The organism is Eubacterium callanderi, assembly GCF_900142645.1.
Classification (GTDB): domain Bacteria; phylum Bacillota; class Clostridia; order Eubacteriales; family Eubacteriaceae; genus Eubacterium; species Eubacterium callanderi.
This window is the reverse complement of record NZ_FRBP01000013.1, coordinates 18,659-39,062: the sequence shown is the minus strand read 5'-3', so window position 1 is coordinate 39,062 and position 20,404 is coordinate 18,659. Positions and strand designations below refer to the sequence as shown.

Below are 20,404 nucleotides of genomic sequence, written 5' to 3'. Positions count from 1 at the left end.
TTATCTGCCTCATTTTGTCTTTTCCGCCAAAATTAAATAGGGCGGATTATTTTTATTGATTGTCTCAAGCTTGTGCACATTAAACCCTGCTCCAAGCTGCGCGCACCATTTTTCAACGGCCATGCTCTCCTCCAGTCCGGCTAGATGCCGGTACAGGCAAAGCGTCATCAGCCCCTTTGGCGCCAGCAGGGTTACACTGCTTTCAAGTGCTGCCAGTGTGGTATCTGTCTTTGTAACGATTTCTTTGTCTCCATGAGGCAAATACCCTAAATTAAACATAATACCCATTATCTTAGAGTCCTGACGAAGCTCTGGTATACTGCCCATTGTTTCGTGCCCCTTGTGAAAAAGAAGGACCCGGTCTCTTAAGCCCTCGGCCGACAGGCGCTGCTCGGTTTCTTTCAGGGCTTCTTTCTGGACGTCAAAAGAGTAGACCTTTCCGCACGCTCCCACACTCCGGGCCAGCAGACAGGTATCTGCACCTGTCCCGGCGGTCGCGTCGACAGCGGAGTCTCCCACGCGTAAGTGCTCGGCCATCAGGGCTCCTGCCAGCAGGGTCACTCTTCTGAATTCACTAATCGACGGCACCGGCACACCCCGGACACGGCTTAAAAAATTCATCGACATAAGCGTCATGGCCGATGTACTCACCGCAGTCCTTAAATTGATGGCCTTCAAAATACGCCTTCAGTGTCTTCGGCACATTGTAGACCCTGCAGGCTTCACACCCAAGCTCAGCCGCCTGAAACAGCGTGGTGCGGATCAAACCGTCCAGCACCGCCATTGGCACCTCCGGCTTAATATTTAAAATATCATAGATCTCTGCTGTTTCACCTTTTGCCATAAAACGGGCAACAGCAAGAAGCGCTTCGTCATCCATGGCTGTCATATAAAGGCTCCGTCTGTGTTCGGGCTCCTTAAAATAAGGGGCGACCACCTCAAAACTTTTAGGAATCACAATTTTAATCATCTTTTTCTCCCCTCAGATAACGTATTTCTTCCTCAGTAAGATAACGCCATTCACCCGCTTTTAACCCTTTTAAGGTAATACTGCCAATGGCTGTCCGCTTAAGGTGAATGACGGGATGGCCGATTGCCGCGCACATTTTACGAATCTGGCGCTTCCTCCCCTCATGAATCGTCATTTCAAGCAGGGCTGTGCTTCTGTAAGTCTTTAACACCTGCACAGAAGCGGGCGCAGTGGTATGCAGCGTATGGTCATCATCCTCGATCTGGACACCTTCAGCAAAAAGCCTCAGCTCCCCGGCACTGGGGATCCCCTTTACCAGCCCTTCATAAATTTTGTTAAACTCATGGCTGGGGTGTGTCAGCCTGAAGGTAAGGTCTCCGTCATTGGTTAAAATCAGCAGCCCCTCCGTATCCTTATCCAGCCGCCCCACAGTAAACAGCCGCTCCTTAATGGGCAGCCGATCCATCACGGTCTGGTCGGCGTGGCGGTCTGCCGAGGTAGAAACCACACCTTTTGGCTTGTTCAGCAGCACATAAATTTTTTTATCCTCCGCGATGGTTTTGCCATCCACTGTAACCGTGTCGGCTTCCGGGTCTACCTGAAGCCCTGGTGTCAGCACTGCCTCACCGTTGACACATACCCTGCCTGCGGCAATCATCTCTTCGGATTTACGTCTTGAAGCAACGCCACACTGGGCCATATATTTCTGTAATCTCAATTCAATTCCTCAACTGTGTTTATTTCCATATTTTCCGCCATAGAAGCGGAGATATCGATTTTCTGCTGTTCTCCCTCAGCAAACTGCTCAAAAGCCGGCAAATCCTCGATATGCTTCAAATGAACGGTCTTTAAAAAGGCGGGGGTTGTTTTATAGAGAATCGGCCGGCCCGGCGCTTCCATCCTGCCAGCCTCCTTGATCAGCCCCCGGTCAAGGAGCCGCTGAACAGAACTGTTGGAGCTGACCCCTCTCAGATTATCAATATCGATCCGGGTAATCGGCTGGCGGTAGGCAATGATCGAAAGCGTCTCAAGAGCCGCCTTGGACAGCCCTGTGGCCTCCTGCTGCCCCAGTACCTGACGGATAAAATCGTAATGTTCAGGCTTTGTGGACAGTTGCCATGTGTGATTGACCTGCACTAGGCGAAGCCCTCGTTCCACACTGCCATAGTCCTTTTCCAGTTCTGACATAAGGGCCTGAATGGTGTTCCCGTCCAGCTCCATCGCCTTTTCAAGCTCACGCAGCGCGACGGGCTCACCGGCGGCAAAAAGGATGCCTTCGATGATTCCCTTTAGACGCTTTTTATTACTCTTTGAAAGTTCCTGCATTTATTCCTCTGTCCTCTGTCTGATGATAATTTCCTGAAATACACGGTTCTGAAAAAGCCGTATGTTATTAATTTTATACATCTCCAAAAGCGCCAGAAAGGTGACAACAACTTCTCCCCGGCTGACTTTTTTTCTGAACAGCTCTGAAAAATGGAGTTCTCCAGAGCGATTGAGCTCAAACTGGTGCTCGATGTACTCAATTTTTTCCTCTACAGTAAAAACTTCCCTTACAATCTCCTGAGAAAAATCTTTGAACTCAATCTCATCGTTGTATAGGGAAAATATGTTGGAGTATGCTTTAAAAATATCCTCAGGGTTGATCTCAACCTCGGCGTCCTGGGTCATAACTGGGATATATTCCGGATCCTTATAGACGGCATGAAGCTCCGCGCACTCCCGTTCTTCCAGATAAGTGCTGATATTTTTAAAGATTTTATACTCTATAAGCTGCCGTACCAGCTTCTCTTTCAGGTCTTCTTCGTCCTCTTCCTCGTCCTTTGCTCTTGGCAGAAGCATTCTGGATTTAATCTCCAAAAGCTTGGAAGCCATGACCACAAACTCGCTGGCAACCTCCATATCCAGTTCACGCCATTTCTCAATATGGGCCAGATACTGGTTTGTGATTTCTGCGATGGGAATATCGTAAATATCAATTTTGTTTTTTTGAATTAAATGAATGAGAAGGTCCAGAGGACCTTCAAATTTCTCTAAACTGACTTCATAACTATTCATTTTATGACCAAAGCATTAAAAAAAGTGGGTTTAATATCATTCTGAACAACCCATCGATCCCGTTGATGATGGGTGTAATAATCAGACCAAACACATTAAATACAACCAGCAGCAGCAGAATGATCATCCCATAACGTGAAAACTGGTAGAACTTCTGTTTTGCGTTATAAGGCAAAAACTCAGCCAAAATCTGCGACCCGTCGAGGGGTGGAATGGGAATGAGGTTAAAGACTGCAAACATCAGGTTATACAGGTACAGATACTGCAGAATCTGCAGCAGATACACGTTGGCAAAAGGCGAAACTGCGTAGATCGCAATGAGCGAAATAAACCCTAACAAAAGGTTTGTGAAGCAGCCCGCCAGACTGACAACAATGATTCCCTTCCGATGGTTTTTAAAATTATTCGGATTAACCGGCACAGGCTTTGCCCAGCCAAAACGAAAAAGCAACATACTGATAAAACCGATGGGGTCAATGTGCTTAAGGGGATTAACCGTCAGGCGTCCCGCCAGCTTCGGGGTTGGATCGCCCATGGCGTCCGCCGCATAGCCGTGAGCCATTTCGTGAAAAGAAATGGCGACTAAGATGCCGGGCAGGCTCAGCAGCAGGTTGATAAAATAGCTCGCACTAAACATAATCAGTCCTCTAGCCAGGAGGGAATCCTGTCATTTTTGACCAGATCCTCAAAGCTTTCACGTTCAACCAGGACTGCTGACTGATCGCCCTTCAAAAGGATAACAGCCGGCCTTCTAAAGCGATTATAGTTGCTGGCCATCGAATAATTATAGGCACCTGTATGAAGCACTGCCAGCGTATCGCCTGACTGGGGAGACGGCAGCTTAATGGATTTAATTAAAGTATCTGTCTCACACGCTTTACCGCTGACTGTTACCTCTTCCATCAATGCTTCATCCTGTGGCTTATTACAGATCACAGCATCATAGTCCGCACCGTAAAGCGCCGGACGTGGATTATCTGCCATACCCCCGTCAACACTCACGTACTTTTTGAGTCCCGGGATTTCTTTGACGGTCCCCACTGTATATAAGGTAATGCCCGCCGGAGCAGCCACTGAACGGCCAGGCTCTACCACGATTTTAGGCATCGGAACCTCTCTCTGCTCAGCCATCTCACGCATATGGTCGACCATTTTAGGAATATAGCTGGTAACATCAAAACTGGGATCTTCCTTCAAGTAAGGAATACCAAAGCCGCCGCCCAGATTAATCTCAGTCAGATTAAGGCCATCGGAGAGCAATGCCTTATAAAGATCGAGCATGACTTCCGAAGCCAGTAAGAAAGGCTTTTCATCTGCAATCTGAGAGCCGATGTGGCAGTGAATGCCGACAGTCTCCACATAGTTCATTTCTTTTGTGCGGCCGATAATCTCACGGGCCTGGCTCAATGGCAGGCCAAATTTGGAGTCAAGCTTCCCAGTCTGTATGAGCTCATGGGTATGGGCTTCGATTCCGGGAGACACCCGAAACAGCACCTTGACAGGCTGCTCAAGCTCCTCAGTCAAAAGCTGCAGCCGCTCCAGCTCCCATTCACTGTCGATGACGATACGGCCTACCTTGTAGCCAAGCGCCATTTCCAGCTCGGCCTGGTTTTTATTGCTGCCATGAAAGCAGATACGGGCAGGATTAAAACCACTTTTCACAGCCGTATAGAGTTCTCCGCCTGAGGCCACATCCAGAGAGATGCCCTCACTTTCAATAATCCGGCACATTCCCATATTTAAAAAGGTTTTACCGGCATAGTTCACATCGTAGACCGCGCCTGCTGATTCAAAGGCGTCCTTAATACGGTTGATGTTGGCTCTTAAAATATCTTCGCTCATAACATAAAGCGGCGTGCCGTATTTCTGCGCTAACGCTACTGTGTCATGACCGGAAAATACAAAATTTTCTGTCATTCAGTTTCTCCTTAAAAGCTTTAATTTATTTGTTACAAATAATAAGAAAAGTGATCTGTTATCCTGTGTGCGACACAGATGATAAAAGACCACCTCGATGATTTTATTTACATAAGAGAAAAAAAGCGACCTAAAACACAGGCAGTCTTTGCGTCTGAAAACTTCCCCTTAAGGTAAAGCGCCCGGACTGTCCGTATAGGCATTTCGACAATTTCGATGAATTCATCATCATCCTGTTTTCTCGGCTCAATAACAAATTGAGACGCCATAAATAAAGTGGTCACTTCATTGGTAAATCCCGGCGAGGGCCACATTTCTCCTAAAAAGTGCAAATCCAGGGGCTTCAGGCCAATTTCCTCCTGCAGCTCCCGCACTGCTGCCTCTTTTGGATCTTCACCCACTTCAACCAGACCTGCCGGTATCTCCAGGATCACTTTTTCGATGGCCTTTCTAAACTGGCGCACGAAAATAATCCGGTTGCCTCTGACAGGCAGAATACCGACACCCTGTTTGTGGTCTACCAGTTCCCGGAAAGAGGTCCCTCCATCCGGAAGCTCGACTTCGTCGACCTTTAAATTTAAGATACGTCCATTATAAATCTCTTTGGACGCAATGGTTTTTTCAAAAAATTTCATTCACTACTCCACGCCTTCAGCGTTCAGACATTAGGCGGTTCAGTTCATCCATAAAGGACTCGACATCCTTAAACTCACGATAAACTGATGCAAAACGAACGTAGGCCACCTGATCGATATCCTTAAGCGCATCCATGACGCGCTCTCCAATATAGGATGATTCCACCTCTTTATCTTCAACCTGATAAAGTTCCTTCTCCATCAAGTCAACAACACGCTGGATGTTGTCGATGGGGACCGGACGTTTTTCACAGGCTTTGATCATCCCGTTCAAAATTTTATTTTTATCAAAGGGGACACGCTGGCCGCCCTTTTTAACAACGATCAAGGGAATGTTTTCAATCCGCTCATAGGTTGTAAACCTTTTGGCGCATCGGATGCATTCCCTTCTTCTACGAATCATAGTGCCTTCTTCAACAGGTCGTGAATCAACTACTTTGCTTTCGTCATAATCACAAAAGGGACACTTCATTCAGACACCTTAGTCTTCGTTGCTTAAAAATCCAGGAATCGCAAATTCGCCAGCACCGCTGGTTGTTTTGGTTTCAGGCTTAGCAGTTGTATTTGCAGCAGCAGCAGCATTTGCACTGTTCAGAATAGCAGCTTTTTTAGCTTCCACTTCTTCTGCCGGTAAAAAACCAGTGGCGATAACCGTAATCTGGATTTCGTCGCCAAAGCTTTCATCAATGGTCGCACCAAAGATAACGTTGGCGTCTTCGTCAGAAGCTTCTCTCGCAATGGTAGCGGCTCTGTCCACTTCAAAGAGTGACAGGTCTTCGCCTGCAGTAATATTTAAGAGCACGCCGGTAGCACCGTCGATTTCGGTTTCCAGAAGCGGGCTTAAGATTGCTTCTTTTGCTGCTTCTTCGGCACGGTTTTCACCGGAGGCACGGCCAACGCCCATGTGCGCCAGACCGGCATCCTTCATGATGGTCTTAACATCGGCAAAGTCAAGGCTTACGAGACCCGGCATAGAGATCAGGTCAGAAATACTCTTAACACCCTGTAATAAAACATCATCTGCCAGTTTGAAAGCGTCTCTTAAAGAAGTGGTCTTATCCGCCATTCTTAACAGGCGGTCATTTGGAATGGTCACCAGCGCATCGACATTGTCCTGAAGGAAATCACTGGCAATCTGAGCGTTGCGCATACGGACCCGGCCTTCAAAAGAGAATGGCTTGGTGACAACACCAATGGTCAGGATTCCCATTTCACGGGCAATTTTTGCAATGATCGGCGCAGCACCGGAACCTGTTCCGCCGCCCATACCAGCAGTGATAAATAACAGATCTGTTTCCTGAATTAAATCTGCAATGGCATCACGGCTTTCTTCCGCAGACTTCTGACCCATTTCCGGGTTACCGCCTGCACCAAGACCGCCGGTGGTCTTTTCACCAATCTGAAGGCGTTTTTCAGCCAGGGTCAGGGCTAATGCCTGATTATCAGTATTGATGGATATGAAGTCAACACCCTTCAGACCGGATTCGATCATGCGGTTAACGGCATTGTTCCCGCCGCCGCCAACACCAATTACACGAATTCTCGCAAAATTATCATTGTAGCCATCTAATTCAATCACTTTTCTTCCTCCTCTATTTCACGTAAGAAACTCTTAGTTTGTTTTTTATCATCATTTTTTTGTTCTTCATCCAGTTCTTCATCATCTTCAAAGACTTCATCCTCGTCGGAAGCGTCTCCGCGGTAGCCGTTCTCGTCAAGCTCGACGGCATCGTAGTCTTCTTCCTCATAGTCCTCTGTCTCGTCCAAATCATCGGTCGTGGAATGTATTATTTCTATAGGCTCAGCCTTATGGCCGGTTGAATGACCATGCTTCTGCTCCTTTGAAATCGCTTTAGGATCTGATTCTTTGCTGCCAGACCGGAAATAATAACGCCGGATCTTCGCAAAATTTGAAAACAGGCTGGTTCCAAAATAAAAGATTGCTGCGTAATAAATTGGAATTCCTACCCTGTCACCGATATAGGTCAGCAGCGCCGCTAAAATGGTGTTGCCAAAAAAACCGGTGATAAACAGTTTCTGGTCAAATTTTCCTTCCAGGTCTGCCTGAATGCCGCCAAATACTGAATTCAGCGAAGCGAGTATCGCGATTGAGAGATAGGATGAATATGCCAGCGGTATTTCAAAAGGCAAAACAACACCGATTAAAAGCCCTGCAAGCAGCCCTATTAATGGATATAGCATCGTTGTCCCCGTTTCTCTGCAAAAAATCAAATTACAGTTTATTACTTTTGTTGAGTAGTAAATATTCTGACTTTTCTATATTAACCTTTATTTCCCAATATTTCAACAGTTGAATAACACTTTCATCAGAATTTAAGTAAATATACATAGATTCAGGGTCTCCAATGGCTTCAATCACAAATGGAGGTGAGGAAATCTCATCATCCACATTTATGACCGCGCCGCCGCAGTCGATATTGCTGCTGCTTGTCACGCGCATTTTATTGAGCTGGATTCCCTCTGCGCCGGCTGCCTTCAGTTCGTTGATGACTGCCAGTACATCTGAGTTATGCACCAGGTATTTATTGGGATTTTCTCCAGGTTCGATGGCTTTGTCGCTGTCTTCCAGCGTGATGACAATGCCAGGTCCCTGGATCGGTACAGAACCGTCTGCCATTTTATAGTTTTCGAGCTCTGCATCCAGATATTGGCCGACAGTATCGACCACTGACCCTTCATCCTCGATGGCCCTCCGGGCCTCCTCGTAGGTGTCGAGTCTTTTTTGCTCAGCTGCTATTTTTTTGCCAAGCTCCTCATTTTTGACCTTGAGGTTATCCTCCTCAAGCTCCTGATTGTACAGGGTTTTCGCGTTGACAAAGGTACGCTGGGCCGGAATGTCTTTTGAGCCAATCTCCTTAACGATCAGAGCCATTCCGATGCCAACCACCAGAAAGACCAAAACCAGTATCCGGTTCATGGCTTTTTCACTTATATTCTTCATAGCCCACCGCTATTCACTGGCCCCACTGCCTGAGGCCGGCTTGGCATACTTAAAGTCAATCACACCGCTGTAGGCCTTTACCAGAACATTGTCTTCCTGTGAAATAGAAACCTTCAGCTTATTGGACTGCATGACATCCACAACACCAGCCCGCATTTTGATGGCAGCGGACAGATCCTGAGGATTGCCAATGACTTTCACCTCAAAGGGTGCACCGTATTTGTTACGGTTAATATTAATATAGGAGCCCGCCTGGCGGATCTCCGAAGTATTAATCAAACGCTCGCCATTGATGGAAATGGCTTCGGCACCTGCTGCGTTCAGCTCGTTTACCAGTGAGAGCAGCAGATCGGAGCTTTTGGAATAGAGGGAAGCGTCGTAATCTGTGCTGTCGGTATCAATGGTGATGACCAGGCCTGAGCCCGTCACATCCGTCACACCTGCAAGCACGCGTTCCTTTTCCATTTCCTTCTGTTTTTTCTTTATGACATCATCGGTTCCAGCGGCATCCGATTCATAGTTTGCCAGCTGTTTTTCGAGATCCTCGAGCTGGTTGTTCAGCTCGTCATTTTTGTTTTCAAGGGCTTTTACCTCAGCAGCCAGGTCGCCGGCGCGCTCGGAATCAACCGTCCCGCCCAACTGGTCGACTGTTTTCATCTGAAGGATAATCAAAACACCCACAAAAATACATATTAGCGCAATCGCCAAACTGCCTTTTCGCTTCAAGCCTTCACCTCAGTTTATCTTGGTTTCAGAATCGGTTTGTTACCGCCAGTGGTCAGATTGATGTCCAGATTGCTCTTGTTCTCGGCAAAAACCGTATTGATATAATCATAAGAGCCTTTAAAGTTATCCAGATCCGACACGGTCATAACCACATTATTTTTTGTAATGATCCGATAAGTATTATTTTCCGTAATACCCACTTCCGAAATCTTCGCAAGGTTTCCGTCATTCTGAAAGGTCTTCAGAATCTCCATGACTGTGTCAAACTTCCAGTCCGGATTGAAGGTGACCGGATGCCCGATTTTATCAATGGTAATATCCGTGAAGCCCGTAACAATGGGGATATCCGTTTTTCGCAGGTACTCGCTGCGCTCAACCAGAAGCCCCTCACGGTTGATATAATTGATCTTGCCGTCATAGTTAACCGCGCAGATTGCCGGTGCTTCCTTTACCCTGATCACGATTTTGTCCGGCATGACTTTTGTAATCTCCAGCTTTTCAACATTTATGAGTTCCTCAATATTATAATGAGCCTTATTTAAATCTACCCAAAAAATGCTCTCACCTTCATTGATTCCTGAAGTTTCTACAATTGTTTCGCTATCGACAACTTCATTCCCAATTACTTCAATATGCTTGATGTTAAACACACCGGCGGAAATGGCGCTTGCCATGACAAAAATAAAGACAAATAAAATAGAAACAGCAACCACTAATAGTGTAACATATTTTAGCAGTCTTTTCCTTTTATTTTTTTTTAATTTTTTACGTCTTTGCAGCTTTTCATCCATTTTATCACCATTTACCGGTTTTTGTCACCCTTTTTATTTGTTTTTGTTCAATTTATTTGATCAGCTTCAAAGCTTCTGCACAAATCCGGTCACCTGCGTCCAGTATTGCCCGTTCTTTTGTGGCCCTCCGCATTTTCTCAAGCCCCTTTTCATCCCGGAGCAGGGCCGGAATGGTTTCGGCCAGCAGGTCCGGGGTCAGCTCGGCGTCATGGATCAGGATACCGCCGCCGTTATCGGTAATAACACGGGCATTGAATTCCTGATGGTTTCCGGCTGCCATTGGGTAGGGCACCAAAATGGATGGAATGCCCACCGCGGCAATCTCAGCCACCGACATGGCCCCAGAACGGCTGACAACTAAATCTCCAGCGCCGATAAGGGTGTGGACATCATTGCTGTAGGCTAATACGTTTATATTACGGCAATCATCTAATTTTACACCATTTTCCTTTAATTTTTCTAGGACTTTATCGTACTGTCCTCTCCCGGTCAGGTGATAGACAACCATCTCCGGGTTATCTGCATTCCGGGCGATAAACGAAGCGGCCGCATTGTTGATGCTCCCTGCCCCCTGGCTGCCGCCCATGATGACGACCAGACGCTGGTTCTCCTTCAGGCCAAGCTTATCTCTGAGGGCATTGCGGTCTGTCTGTTTAAACACGTCGCGCACCGGGTTGCCTGCCAGAAAGGTCTTGTCCTCCGGAAAATACTCGGCGGCCTCTTTAAAGCTGATGGCCACACGGTCCACCCTTTTCCCCAGCATCCGGTTGGTCTTGCCCGGGTAGGCGTTCTGCTCGTGGATCATGGTGGGAATGCCCCGCTTGGCTGCCTCGAGAAGCAGCGGGCCGCAGGTGAAGCCGCCGGTCCCTACCACCAGGTCCGGCTGATGCCTTTTCAAAACCTTTTTTGAATCTGAGATGCCGTCAAAGATCCCCTTGACCGCCGCCAGCGTTTCCAGCGACAGCTCACGTTCAAAACCGCGGACGCGGATGTACTCAATAGGATAGCCCTCCTTGGGCACAATGTTTTTTTCCATGCCCACCTGGGAGCCAATAAAAAGGATCTCGGCACCGGGCAGGCGCTCTTTTAGTTTATCCGCAATGGCCAGGCCCGGATAGATATGGCCTCCGGTGCCGCCGGCCGCTACTAATATTTTCATTTTCTTCTCCCTTTCCTTTTACGCAGGTCCGCCTGCCTTGAAATATTGAGTATGGGCCCCAGCATGGCAAAGAGCACCACCATCGAGGTACCGCCAGCGCTGACAAAGGGCAGCGCCATCCCGGTAACCGGGATGACCGAGGTGGCGACCCCCACGTTTACAAACACCTGAAAGCCCAGCAGCAGCATGACGCTGCTGGTGTAAAGGTAACCGAACCGGTCCGGCGACGTGTTGGCAATTTTGAAGCCCCGCCAGATAATAAAGGCGAAAAGACCCAGAACAAAGACACAGCCGATAAGGCCGAACTCCTCGCCGATATTGGCGAAAATAAAGTCATTCTGGAGCTCTGGCAGGAACAGAAATTTCTGCTTGCCATTGCCCAGCCCCTGTCCAAAAATGCCGCCAGTCCCAATGGCTAAGAGTGACTGGGTGATCTGATAGTCAACGCTCCCGCGGCCCAAGAATACATTAAAGCGTTCCAGGCGCCAGGGCTCGATGATCATCAGCACAACGACGCCTGCCACGCCGACTGCCGCGTAAGGCGCAAAGCGTTTAAAGCGCACCCCTGCAAAATAGAGCACTGCCACCATGCCGAAGCCAATGGCCATGGCCGCGCTCAGCGAGGGCTCAATGGCGGTGATGCCGCAGATCAGGAAAATCGGCGCCATACACTGCTTTGTAAATTCCCAGGTGCTCCCATTCAGTACCTCCGGCTCCCGCGCGAGCAGTGAGGAAAGGTAGAGAATGCCTGTGACCTTTGCGAGCTCTGAGGGCTGGAACTGGCCGATGCCGACATTCAGCCACCGCCTGGCATCATTGACCTCTACCCCGATGCCCGGTATCAATACAAGGAGCAGCAGAAAGACCGTCACGCCCAGCAAAATCATGCTGATTTTCTTATGATTGTATTTGCGATAATCGATATTACTCATAAAGCCCATTACAACGAGCCCCAGCGCCACAAACCCAAATTGCTTGAGAAAGAGCGAGTAGCCCTTGCTGCCGTCGACTGTTGAAGAATACATGCTGGCGCTAAAGACCATCAGGAGGCCAAAGCCTACCAAAATCAACAGAGCGATGACAAACGGCCTGTCTACTTTTCCTTTTTTCATCAGTTACTCCCGATTCGCTTCACTAAATCCTTAAAGACCTGTCCTCTGATTTCAAAATTGTCAAACATATCCCAGCTGGCACAGGCCGGTGACAGCAGCACCACATCGCCGGGAGCGGCACACTCCGAGGCGACCTTGACCGCCTCGTCATAATCGCCCACACGCACGGTGCTGTAATAGCCCTGGCTCTCGGCTGCCGCCTCGATCTGCGGCGCGGTCGCTCCGACTAGCACCATGCGTTTCACCTTTTTACAGACCACTTCGATAAATTCGCTGTAATCTTCCTTTTTATCGTAGCCCCCGGCGATGAGGATGACCGGTTTGGTCATGGCGTTCAGTGCCACGATGGCCGCGTTGGTATTGGTGCCCTTGGAATCGTTGATATAATCCACGCCACCGATGGTCGCCACAAATTCCTGCCGGTGTTCGACCCCGCCAAAGGACTTCAGCGTCTCTGCGATGCTGACCACGTCCACGCCCATAAAATAAGCAAGCACTGTGGCCGCAAGAGCGTTCTGTACGTTGTGAGGGCCCTTTATGCCCATTTCCTCGATGCGGCAGATGGGAATGACCGATTCATTGTCATTGATAAAAATACCGCCGTCCATGGCATAGGCGCCCTGTGCCACCTTTTTATCCAGGCTGAAATAGTACTTCCGGCACTGTGCCTGGCGGCCCAGCTCACAGACCTGCTCGTCATCGGCGTTGAGCACCAGAAAGTCCTCGCCGCGCTGGTTTTCAAAAATGCGGGCCTTGGCGGCAATGTAATTTTCCATGGTGCCATACCGGTCCATATGGTCTGGCGACAGGTTTAAAATGGCCGAAGCGACTGGCCGGAATTTATTGATGGTCTCAAGCTGAAACGCGCTGATCTCTGCCACAAAAACATCCTCGGGCGCTGCTTCCATCACATAGTTGCTGATGGGGTCTCCGATGTTGCCCACCGTGTAGGTTTTCCGGCCGCTGTTTTTAAAGATCTCACCCGTGAGTGTGGTGGTGGTGGTTTTGCCATTGGTGCCGGTGATGGCTACAAAGGGGGCCTTTGTCATACAGTACGCCAGCTCAGCTTCGCCGATAACAGGAACGCCGCAGCGGTATGCCTCGGCAATGATTGGAATGGTTAACGGCACGCCCGGGCTTGTGACCACACGGTCAATCTCATTGATAACCCTGGTATCGATCTGTCTGCCAAAAATGGTTTTGATGCCCTTTTCCTCAAGCTCTGCCAAGGTCTCCCGCACCTGGGGAAACTCTGCCAGAACCACGTCCTCAGGACGATTATCGGTCAGTATTACGCTCTTGCCGCAATCCATTAAAAGCTTTGAAACCGCCACACCGCTGCGGGCAGCCCCTATCACTAAAATCTTCTCACTCAATTGTACTTACGCCTCCTAAATTATAAACATAAAAATGCCAGTGCCACAAAGACTGCCGTAACGATCCAGAAAACGGTGACGACCCGGGTCTCACTCCAGCCCTTCAGCTCAAAGTGATGGTGGATCGGCGCCATTTTAAAGAAGCGCTTGCCGTGAGTCAGCTTGAAATAGCCCACCTGAATAACCACCGACAGGGCCTCAATCACATAAAGCAGACCTGCGATCAGCACAAATATCTGCATCCGTGTAATGATGGCCATCACAATGACCGCGCCGCCCAGAGCCATGGAGCCTGTATCGCCCATAAAAATCTCGGCCGGGTTTGAGTTATAGCGCAGGAAGCCAAGGCACGCGCCAATCACTGCCCCGCTGAAAACAGCGGTGCTGACCTGATTCAGGGCCACAGACATGGCCAGGAAGAAAAGACACACAATGGCTGTAACGCCGGAAGCGAGGCCGTCAAGGCCGTCGGTCAGGTTGACGGCGTTGGTCACTGCCACGACAGCGAAAAAGGTAAAAGGAACATACCAGATACCGAAATCAACGGTGGTACCCATAAACGGAATGACTAGCTCTGTGCCGATGGCGGGTGTCCATGCCGCGTAAAGGGCAACGGCCAGGGCCGCCACAAACTGGAGCACCAGCTTCTGCCAGGCACGCAGCCCCAGGTTGTGCTTCTTTGAAACCTTGATAAAATCATCAATAAAGCCAATGGCACCAAAGGCCACCATCACGATCAATGGGAAAAAGTCCCATTTTTTAGTAAATAAACTGATGATCACAACAGCGATGAGGACAGCGCCCTGGATGACAAGGCCGCCCATGGTGGGGGTGCCGGATTTTTTCATATGGCTCTGCGGGCCTTCCTCGCGGATGGCCTGTCCGAAGTGCAGCCGGTGCAGAATCGGCAGGACTCTCGGCATGGCGAGCCAGACAATGATAAATGCGACTAATAAACTGACAATTGAAATTTTTAAAGTATCCATCTTTTCCTTGTTTCCTCTTCCTTTACTCCTGAATCATTTTTAGTGTTTTTTCCAGATGCACGCCCCTGGAGGCCTTGATGAGAATCACGTCTCCCGGCGCCATAAGCTTTCTCAGCAGCTTTCCAGCGCCCTCTGCGTCGGCAGTCCAGAAGCATCGTTCATCTGCCAGGCTGGCGCCTGCCCCCTTGATGTAGGCTTTTGATTCCGGTCCCACCGCAATGAGCACATCGGCCTTCTCTGCCGCGTAAGCACCGATCTCGAGGTGCCCGCTTTCAGCCATCTCGCCCATTTCCAGCATATCGCCGAGCACCGCGAGCCTGCGGCAGCTTTTCCCCATATCCCACAGCATATCGAGAGCTGCCTTCATGGCGTCGGGGTTGGCGTTATAGGAATCGTTAATGACCGTGGCCTCTCTTACCCTGACGATATCCATGCGGTTGCCGCTTGGTTTAAAGGCGTCGAGCCCGCGCTGAATCTCTTCATGGGTCATCTGATAATATCTGCCGAGCCAGATGGCGGTCAGGCAGTTGTAAACATTGTGAATGCCAGGATAAGCGAAGTGGAAGTGTTCGCCATCTGCTACAAAGCGGATGCCCTGAGCGGAGGAATCGACCTGTTCTGCCTTAAGTGACAGATCCTCACCTTTAATCCCCACCCGGACAACCGAGAAGGGTTCTTCATCCTCTTTGATCTTATTTAAATACACATCATCCCCGTTGAGCAGCGCAATGTCGCCGGGACCCATGGTCTCGAAGATCTCTTTTTTGGCGGCCAGGATGTTGTCCTGGGTTTTCAGGATTTCGATATGGGCTGTGCCGATATTGGTAATGACGCTGATATGGGGTCTGACCTCACCGATGGATTTACGGATATCATCGAGATGGTCCATGCCCATCTCGATCACGGCGATTTCGTGCTCTGGCTGTAAGTTAAAGAGTGTCTGGGGGATGCCGTATTCATTATTGAAATTCCCCTGGGTTTTCAGGGTCTTGTATTTCTGGGACAACACTGAAGCGATGAGGTCCTTGGTTGTGGTCTTTCCGCTGCTGCCGGTAACGGCGATGACCGGTATATCATAGCGCTCCCGGTTGTACTTCGCCAGGGCCTTCATGGCTTCCAGGCAAGATTCGACCAGAACGACGCTGATCCCCTCTGGAAAATCCAGAGCTTCTGTCTCTGTAAAGCTTGTTGAACAGCCTTTTTCAGCTGCGATTTTGATGAAACAGTGTCCATCTGCCTTTTCACCCTTAATGGGGATAAAAAGATCATTTTCTTCGATTTTACGGCTATCGATGGCCGCGCCGCTGATCCAGTCGGTTGTTCCTGTCTGGATGAGCCGGCCTTCTGTGATTTTCACCAGTTGTTCAAGTGAAATTTTTTCCATATTTAAGTATCTTCTTTCTCCTGTTGTTTTGTCAAAGACAAACTGAAATTTTTACATACTTTCTTATTATAGCAAAACCACAGGCAAGGTTCCAACAATTTTATATTTTATTTACAAATTGACAAAAAGAAGCAAGAAAATCCTGCTTCTTCAATGATGATTTTAAGCTTAAGCGTCACGACCGTACGAAACGGGCGGTCGCCGGTGAGCAGCTGTGAACCTCCAATGGATATTATGGTATATGGCGCAATCAGGGTACTTTACCGAACTGCGCCTACAGTTTCATTGAGAAACAAATTGGTATATTTTTGGCAAAGCTGTCGAAGCTGTGAGATAAGAGTGCTGGGATTTGCGGCATCCTAAAAAAATCTATTGCTTGTCCCGCGCTACACCGTTGACCGTACGTTTCGTACGGTCGTCGCTGCCTTTACTTTATGCTTTAAGGTTTAAAAGTCACGCTGATCTCACTGCCCTTATCCACGGCGGTTCCCGCCGCCACAGACTGCTCGGCGGCAAAACCGGAGCCGGTAACCTTGAGGTTGAGGCCAAGACCGGTGACAATCTCGTTGACGGACTGAATGGACATGCCATTAAGGTCCGGAACTGTTACTTTATTGCCATTTTCACTGCTCTGGGAGCCAATCTCCAGGACCAGCTCTGTATTGGGGTCATAGACACTCTGGGCCGGGAAGCTCTGGGAAATGACGGTATCGCCATCGCCTTTTACATCCAGCTTATACTTGATGCCCTTTTCCTCCAGAATCTTAACAGCAAAATCCTTTTCCTGGCCGACCAGGTCCGGCACAGTAATGGCGTTCTGCTGGATCTGGGTGTCGCTGTCGGTCTGGCCGCCCATGTAGTCCAGAACCTGCTTCATCAGATTGATGGCAGTCGGCGCGGCACTGGTTCCCCCAAAGGCGCTGGGGTCAGGCTCGTCGAGCACCAGAAGAATGGAGTAGCGAGGGTCCTCGACCGGCGCGTAACAGAAAAAGGAGGTGACGTAGTAGGTGCTGTTGTAAGCGCCGTCCACAAATTTTTCGGCTGTACCGGTCTTGCCGCCAATGCTGTAGCCCTCTGCCAGGCTGGCAAGGGTCGAGTTTTCAGCGACAACATTTTTCATGATATTGCGCATCTCCGCCGAGGTGTCGGAGGAAATGATCTGTTTGGGGCCGTTCAGCTGGTTGTTGACATATTCCTGCTGGCTGCTCCCCTTTCCAATGATGGTCGGGTTCATATAATAGCCGTTGTTGACAACACAGTTCAGCGCTGAGAGCAGCTGAATGGGTGTGGTGGCAAGGCCCTGGCCAAAGGAGAAGGTGGCGTAATCCAGAAGGTTGATCTCGCCGTTTCCGTCAAAGGGACGGTTGATGATCCCGGCTTCCTCCCCTGGAAGCTCAATGCCTGTCTGCTTGCCAAAGCCATAGTTATAAACATACTGATAGAACAACGCCGGGTCCAGCTTCTGAATGATCTGGACCAGCCCTGGGTTACAGGAGTTTGCAATGGCTTCTGAAACGGTCTGTGTGCCGTGGGAGCCGGTGCAGTTGACGGTTACGCCGTTAATATTGATGGAGCCGCTGCAGTACACCTTGGTGTCCGGTGTCACCACGCCTTCCTCAAGAGCGCTGGACGCTGTTACAGCTTTAAAGGTAGAACCAGGCTCGTAGATGAAGCTGACCGCCGGGTTTTTCCACATTTCACTGAGCTGGTCGGCCTTGGATTTGTCCTTAAGGTCGCCCGCGTGCTTTGAGCTGTAGTAATCGCTGATGGCATAAGGGTCGTTGAGATTGTAATCCGGCTGGGTGGCCATGGCGATGATCTCACCGGTTTTGGTATCCATGACAATGGCCGTGCCGCTTTTGGCTTTCCATTCCTCAACAGCGGATTTAAGCCCTCTCTCGGCCAGCATCTGAATGTTGCTGTCGATGGTCAGTGTCAGATCCTTCCCCTGGGTCGGCTCCTTGATGATCTTTGTCTGCGAAGGGATCTGGTTGCCCTGGGCATCCTTCTGGAAATAGATGATGCCGTCGTCACCCTTCAGCTGGTCATTGTAGGAGGATTCGACACCGGTAAGGCCGGTATGGTCCTGCCCGGTGAACCCTAAAACATAGGAGGCAAAATTGCCGTTGGTGTAATAGCGGCGTTTATCCTCAATGAGCTCAATGCCGTTATAGCTTTTTGTCTCGCCTTTTTCATTTTTAATGGCCTGGTCCTCTTTAATCTCTCGGGCCAGGGCGTTATCGACCTTGCCCTCAATGAGCACTGCGCTGTTTTCCTTTCGGGTCAGCACTTCATGGGCGTCGTCATAATCCATGCCCAGCACACTCACCAATACCTGGGCGGCTGAATCGGGATCCTTGATCTCATCGGGCACCGCGTAGACGGTGCCATCCAAAAAGCTGACACCCTCAGGGATTCCAGCGACGACCTTCTCGCCGTCACCCTTTTTAACCCCGTTTTTCACCTCAACCTTGTCATCCTCAGTCTTGTTGACCTTGTCCAGAACCTCCTGGTAATCAAGGTTCAGCTTCTCACTGAGCCCCTTTGCCAGCTTTTCGGGCTCCTTGACCTCCAGCGGGATGACGTGGATGGCGGCGGCTGAGGAGTCCTGTACCAGGATGCGCATATTGCGGTCGTAGATATTCCCCCTCGAGGCTTTTAACGGCACCTCCTCCACCAGCTGGTCCACCTGACGCGAGTACTGGTCGGTGGAGTCGATAATCTGGAGATACATCAGTTTTATTACAAGTATTAAAAATGCAACTGCTAAAATAACAATTGCATAATACATACGGGACTGCTTTAAATTTTTCTTTTTTTTCTTACGCGCTCTCATTGTCACCCTCGATTATTTAAAAATCGAACGGAGCCAACTGTCGCTCTGGGTGTCCGCTGACGCTCTCTGTGTATTTTCCATGGTGGTTTCATAGACATACTGGCTGGCAGTGGGCGTGGTCATGCCATAGCCTCTGGCTGTGGCCTCAATACCGCTCAGATCGTCGGTGCTGGCCATGATCTGCCCGTTTTTACTGTCGTTGACTGCCTGCTTGTCCTCAAGTTCTGCCTGCATGGTGCGCACTTCCTCGTTCAGCTCTGAAATCATGGACTGCTGGAACAAAAGGCCGATGCAGACCACAAAAATAAGCACGGCTGCAATCATAAGGTAAGATAAGCCGGTAAGCTCCTTGGATTTGGCGCGGCCGCGGCGTTTTCGATTGCCTGCTTTTGCGGCTTTTACATTATTTTTAGCTTTTTTATATGACTTTTTGCGGGTGCTGGTCCGTCCCAGGCTTTCACTGGCTGAAGCAGCATCCAAATTCATGGTATCAGAAATAACCCAACTGTTCTGCATGTTCTCCATTTTGATTTTGCTCCTTGTTCTATAGCTTTTCTGCAATTCTTAATTTAGCGCTTCTGGACCTTCTGTTGGCCTCGATCTCTTCCGGCGCGGGAAGCACCGGCTTGCGCGTAATAATCCTGACTTCCGGCTTTTTCCCGCACACGCAGGCGGGGAACTCCGGCGGACAGGTGCAGGGGTTCTGCTTGTCCTTAAAAAAATGCTTGACGATCCGATCCTCAAGGGAATGGAAGGTAATGATGCACATACGCCCTCCGGGCTTCAGTGCTTCGATCCCCGCTGAAAAGGCATCCTCTAAAATGTCCAGCTCATGGTTGACCTCCAGGCGGATGGCCTGGAAGCTTTTGCGCGCCGGATGCTTTTCTTTGAAGCGCTCTTTGGCCGGGTAGGCGGCCTTGATGAGCTCGCTGAGCTCCAGAGTGGTCTCAATGGGCTTCGTTTCTCTTTCCTTTATAATGGCGTTTACAATACGGCCGGCAAAGCGCTCCTCCCCATAGACCTGCAGCACCTTTTTCAGGCGCTCCGGCGGATAAGCGTTGACGACCTCATAGGCCGACAGCTCTGCCCCGCTGTCCATACGCATGTCCAGTGGGCCGTCATGGTGGTAGGAAAAGCCCCGGGTTTCATCATCAAACTGAAAGGAGGAAACCCCCAGGTCATAAATGATGCCGTCGATCTGCGAGACACCGGCTTCCCCGAGCACCTCTTTCAGATGAACAAAATTATTTTTGACAAGCTGTTTGCGGCACGCGTAAGGCGCGAGACGTCTGCCCGCGTAGTCCAGAGCAAAATCGTCCTGGTCGATACCGATCAGGGTTCCGTCTGCGCTCAGGCGTTTGCAGATCAGCTCTGAATGGCCGCCGCCGCCCAGGGTACCGTCGACATAGGTACCGTCCGGCCTGATCATCAGCCCGTCAACGGTTTCGTGCAAAAGCACGGTTGTGTGTGAAAATTCCAAAGGTTCCCTCCT

At 49.6% G+C, this 20,404-nt stretch carries 21 protein-coding genes and 1 pseudogene; all 22 read right to left on the bottom strand.

Annotated features, from left to right (window positions below):
- Window positions 1–9: 9 nt before the first annotated feature.
- Window positions 10–621 carry a tRNA 5-(aminomethyl)-2-thiouridylate-methyltransferase MnmM gene (gene mnmM, locus BUC22_RS16960; protein WP_158308589.1) on the bottom strand — a complete coding sequence of 204 codons (612 nt, stop codon included), beginning with the start codon at window positions 619–621 and terminating at the stop codon, window positions 10–12.
- Entirely contained in the window at window positions 575–970 is a 396-nt protein-coding gene (locus BUC22_RS16955; protein WP_013380815.1) for a hypothetical protein, read from the bottom strand. Before BUC22_RS16955 ends, mnmM begins: the two co-directional genes overlap by 47 nt.
- Window positions 963–1,688 carry a pseudouridine synthase gene (locus tag BUC22_RS16950; RefSeq protein ID WP_013380816.1) on the bottom strand — a complete coding sequence of 242 codons (726 nt, stop codon included), beginning with the start codon at window positions 1,686–1,688 and terminating at the stop codon, window positions 963–965. Before BUC22_RS16950 ends, BUC22_RS16955 begins: the two co-directional genes overlap by 8 nt.
- Window positions 1,685–2,296, bottom strand: coding sequence for an SMC-Scp complex subunit ScpB (gene scpB / locus BUC22_RS16945; protein ID WP_013380817.1), 612 nt, complete (start codon window positions 2,294–2,296; stop codon window positions 1,685–1,687). The genes BUC22_RS16950 and scpB overlap by 4 nt, the downstream gene beginning before the upstream one ends.
- Entirely contained in the window at window positions 2,297–3,028 is a 732-nt protein-coding gene (locus BUC22_RS16940) for a segregation and condensation protein A (protein WP_013380818.1), read from the bottom strand.
- 1 nt (window position 3,029) lies between these two features.
- Window positions 3,030–3,665 carry a site-2 protease family protein gene (locus BUC22_RS16935; RefSeq protein WP_013380819.1) on the bottom strand — a complete coding sequence of 212 codons (636 nt, stop codon included), beginning with the start codon at window positions 3,663–3,665 and terminating at the stop codon, window positions 3,030–3,032.
- Between the two features lie 2 nt (window positions 3,666–3,667).
- Window positions 3,668–4,945, bottom strand: coding sequence for a diaminopimelate decarboxylase (lysA, locus tag BUC22_RS16930; protein ID WP_073383280.1), 1,278 nt, complete (start codon window positions 4,943–4,945; stop codon window positions 3,668–3,670).
- Window positions 4,946–5,052: 107 nt separating this feature from the next.
- The gene (locus tag BUC22_RS16925; RefSeq protein WP_070081243.1) at window positions 5,053–5,580 is read right to left on the bottom strand and encodes an NUDIX hydrolase; all 528 of its coding nucleotides are present in this window, start codon (window positions 5,578–5,580) and stop codon (window positions 5,053–5,055) included.
- Window positions 5,581–5,596: 16 nt separating this feature from the next.
- On the bottom strand, window positions 5,597–6,052 hold the full coding sequence (gene nrdR, locus BUC22_RS16920; RefSeq protein ID WP_038351403.1) for a transcriptional regulator NrdR: 456 nt from the start codon (window positions 6,050–6,052) through the stop codon (window positions 5,597–5,599).
- A gap of 9 nt (window positions 6,053–6,061) precedes the next feature.
- Window positions 6,062–7,159 (bottom strand): cell division protein FtsZ, encoded by a 1,098-nt coding sequence (gene ftsZ / locus BUC22_RS16915; protein WP_013380824.1) that lies wholly within the window; start codon window positions 7,157–7,159, stop codon window positions 6,062–6,064.
- Window positions 7,160–7,470: 311 nt separating this feature from the next.
- Window positions 7,471–7,782 (bottom strand): annotated as a pseudogene (locus BUC22_RS22370) (small basic family protein); the annotation flags it as partial.
- A gap of 31 nt (window positions 7,783–7,813) precedes the next feature.
- Window positions 7,814–8,542 (bottom strand): DUF881 domain-containing protein, encoded by a 729-nt coding sequence (locus tag BUC22_RS16905; RefSeq protein WP_013380826.1) that lies wholly within the window; start codon window positions 8,540–8,542, stop codon window positions 7,814–7,816.
- Between the two features lie 9 nt (window positions 8,543–8,551).
- A complete protein-coding gene (locus BUC22_RS16900; protein ID WP_013380827.1) occupies window positions 8,552–9,268 on the bottom strand; it encodes a DUF881 domain-containing protein in 717 nt (238 codons plus the stop codon).
- A 14-nt stretch (window positions 9,269–9,282) separates the two neighbouring features.
- The gene (locus tag BUC22_RS16895) at window positions 9,283–10,059 is read right to left on the bottom strand and encodes a cell division protein FtsQ/DivIB (RefSeq protein ID WP_013380828.1); all 777 of its coding nucleotides are present in this window, start codon (window positions 10,057–10,059) and stop codon (window positions 9,283–9,285) included.
- Window positions 10,060–10,111: 52 nt separating this feature from the next.
- Window positions 10,112–11,218 carry an undecaprenyldiphospho-muramoylpentapeptide beta-N-acetylglucosaminyltransferase gene (gene murG / locus BUC22_RS16890; protein WP_013380829.1) on the bottom strand — a complete coding sequence of 369 codons (1,107 nt, stop codon included), beginning with the start codon at window positions 11,216–11,218 and terminating at the stop codon, window positions 10,112–10,114.
- Window positions 11,215–12,330 carry a putative lipid II flippase FtsW gene (gene ftsW, locus BUC22_RS16885; protein ID WP_013380830.1) on the bottom strand — a complete coding sequence of 372 codons (1,116 nt, stop codon included), beginning with the start codon at window positions 12,328–12,330 and terminating at the stop codon, window positions 11,215–11,217. Before ftsW ends, murG begins: the two co-directional genes overlap by 4 nt.
- On the bottom strand, window positions 12,330–13,706 hold the full coding sequence (gene murD / locus BUC22_RS16880; protein ID WP_013380831.1) for a UDP-N-acetylmuramoyl-L-alanine--D-glutamate ligase: 1,377 nt from the start codon (window positions 13,704–13,706) through the stop codon (window positions 12,330–12,332). The genes ftsW and murD overlap by 1 nt, the downstream gene beginning before the upstream one ends.
- A 20-nt stretch (window positions 13,707–13,726) precedes the next feature.
- Window positions 13,727–14,692, bottom strand: coding sequence for a phospho-N-acetylmuramoyl-pentapeptide-transferase (gene mraY, locus BUC22_RS16875; protein ID WP_013380832.1), 966 nt, complete (start codon window positions 14,690–14,692; stop codon window positions 13,727–13,729).
- Window positions 14,693–14,714: 22 nt separating this feature from the next.
- Complete coding sequence (locus tag BUC22_RS16870) at window positions 14,715–16,076, bottom strand: UDP-N-acetylmuramoyl-tripeptide--D-alanyl-D-alanine ligase (RefSeq protein ID WP_013380833.1); 1,362 nt, start codon at window positions 16,074–16,076, stop codon at window positions 14,715–14,717.
- 439 nt (window positions 16,077–16,515) lie between these two features.
- Window positions 16,516–18,867, bottom strand: coding sequence for a penicillin-binding transpeptidase domain-containing protein (locus BUC22_RS16865; RefSeq protein WP_227162877.1), 2,352 nt, complete (start codon window positions 18,865–18,867; stop codon window positions 16,516–16,518).
- Window positions 18,868–18,924: 57 nt separating this feature from the next.
- The gene (locus BUC22_RS16860; RefSeq protein ID WP_073383277.1) at window positions 18,925–19,437 is read right to left on the bottom strand and encodes a septum formation initiator family protein; all 513 of its coding nucleotides are present in this window, start codon (window positions 19,435–19,437) and stop codon (window positions 18,925–18,927) included.
- 19 nt (window positions 19,438–19,456) lie between these two features.
- Window positions 19,457–20,392, bottom strand: a complete 936-nt coding sequence (rsmH, locus tag BUC22_RS16855; RefSeq protein WP_013380836.1) for a 16S rRNA (cytosine(1402)-N(4))-methyltransferase RsmH — start codon at window positions 20,390–20,392, stop codon at window positions 19,457–19,459.
- Window positions 20,393–20,404 lie beyond the last annotated feature (12 nt).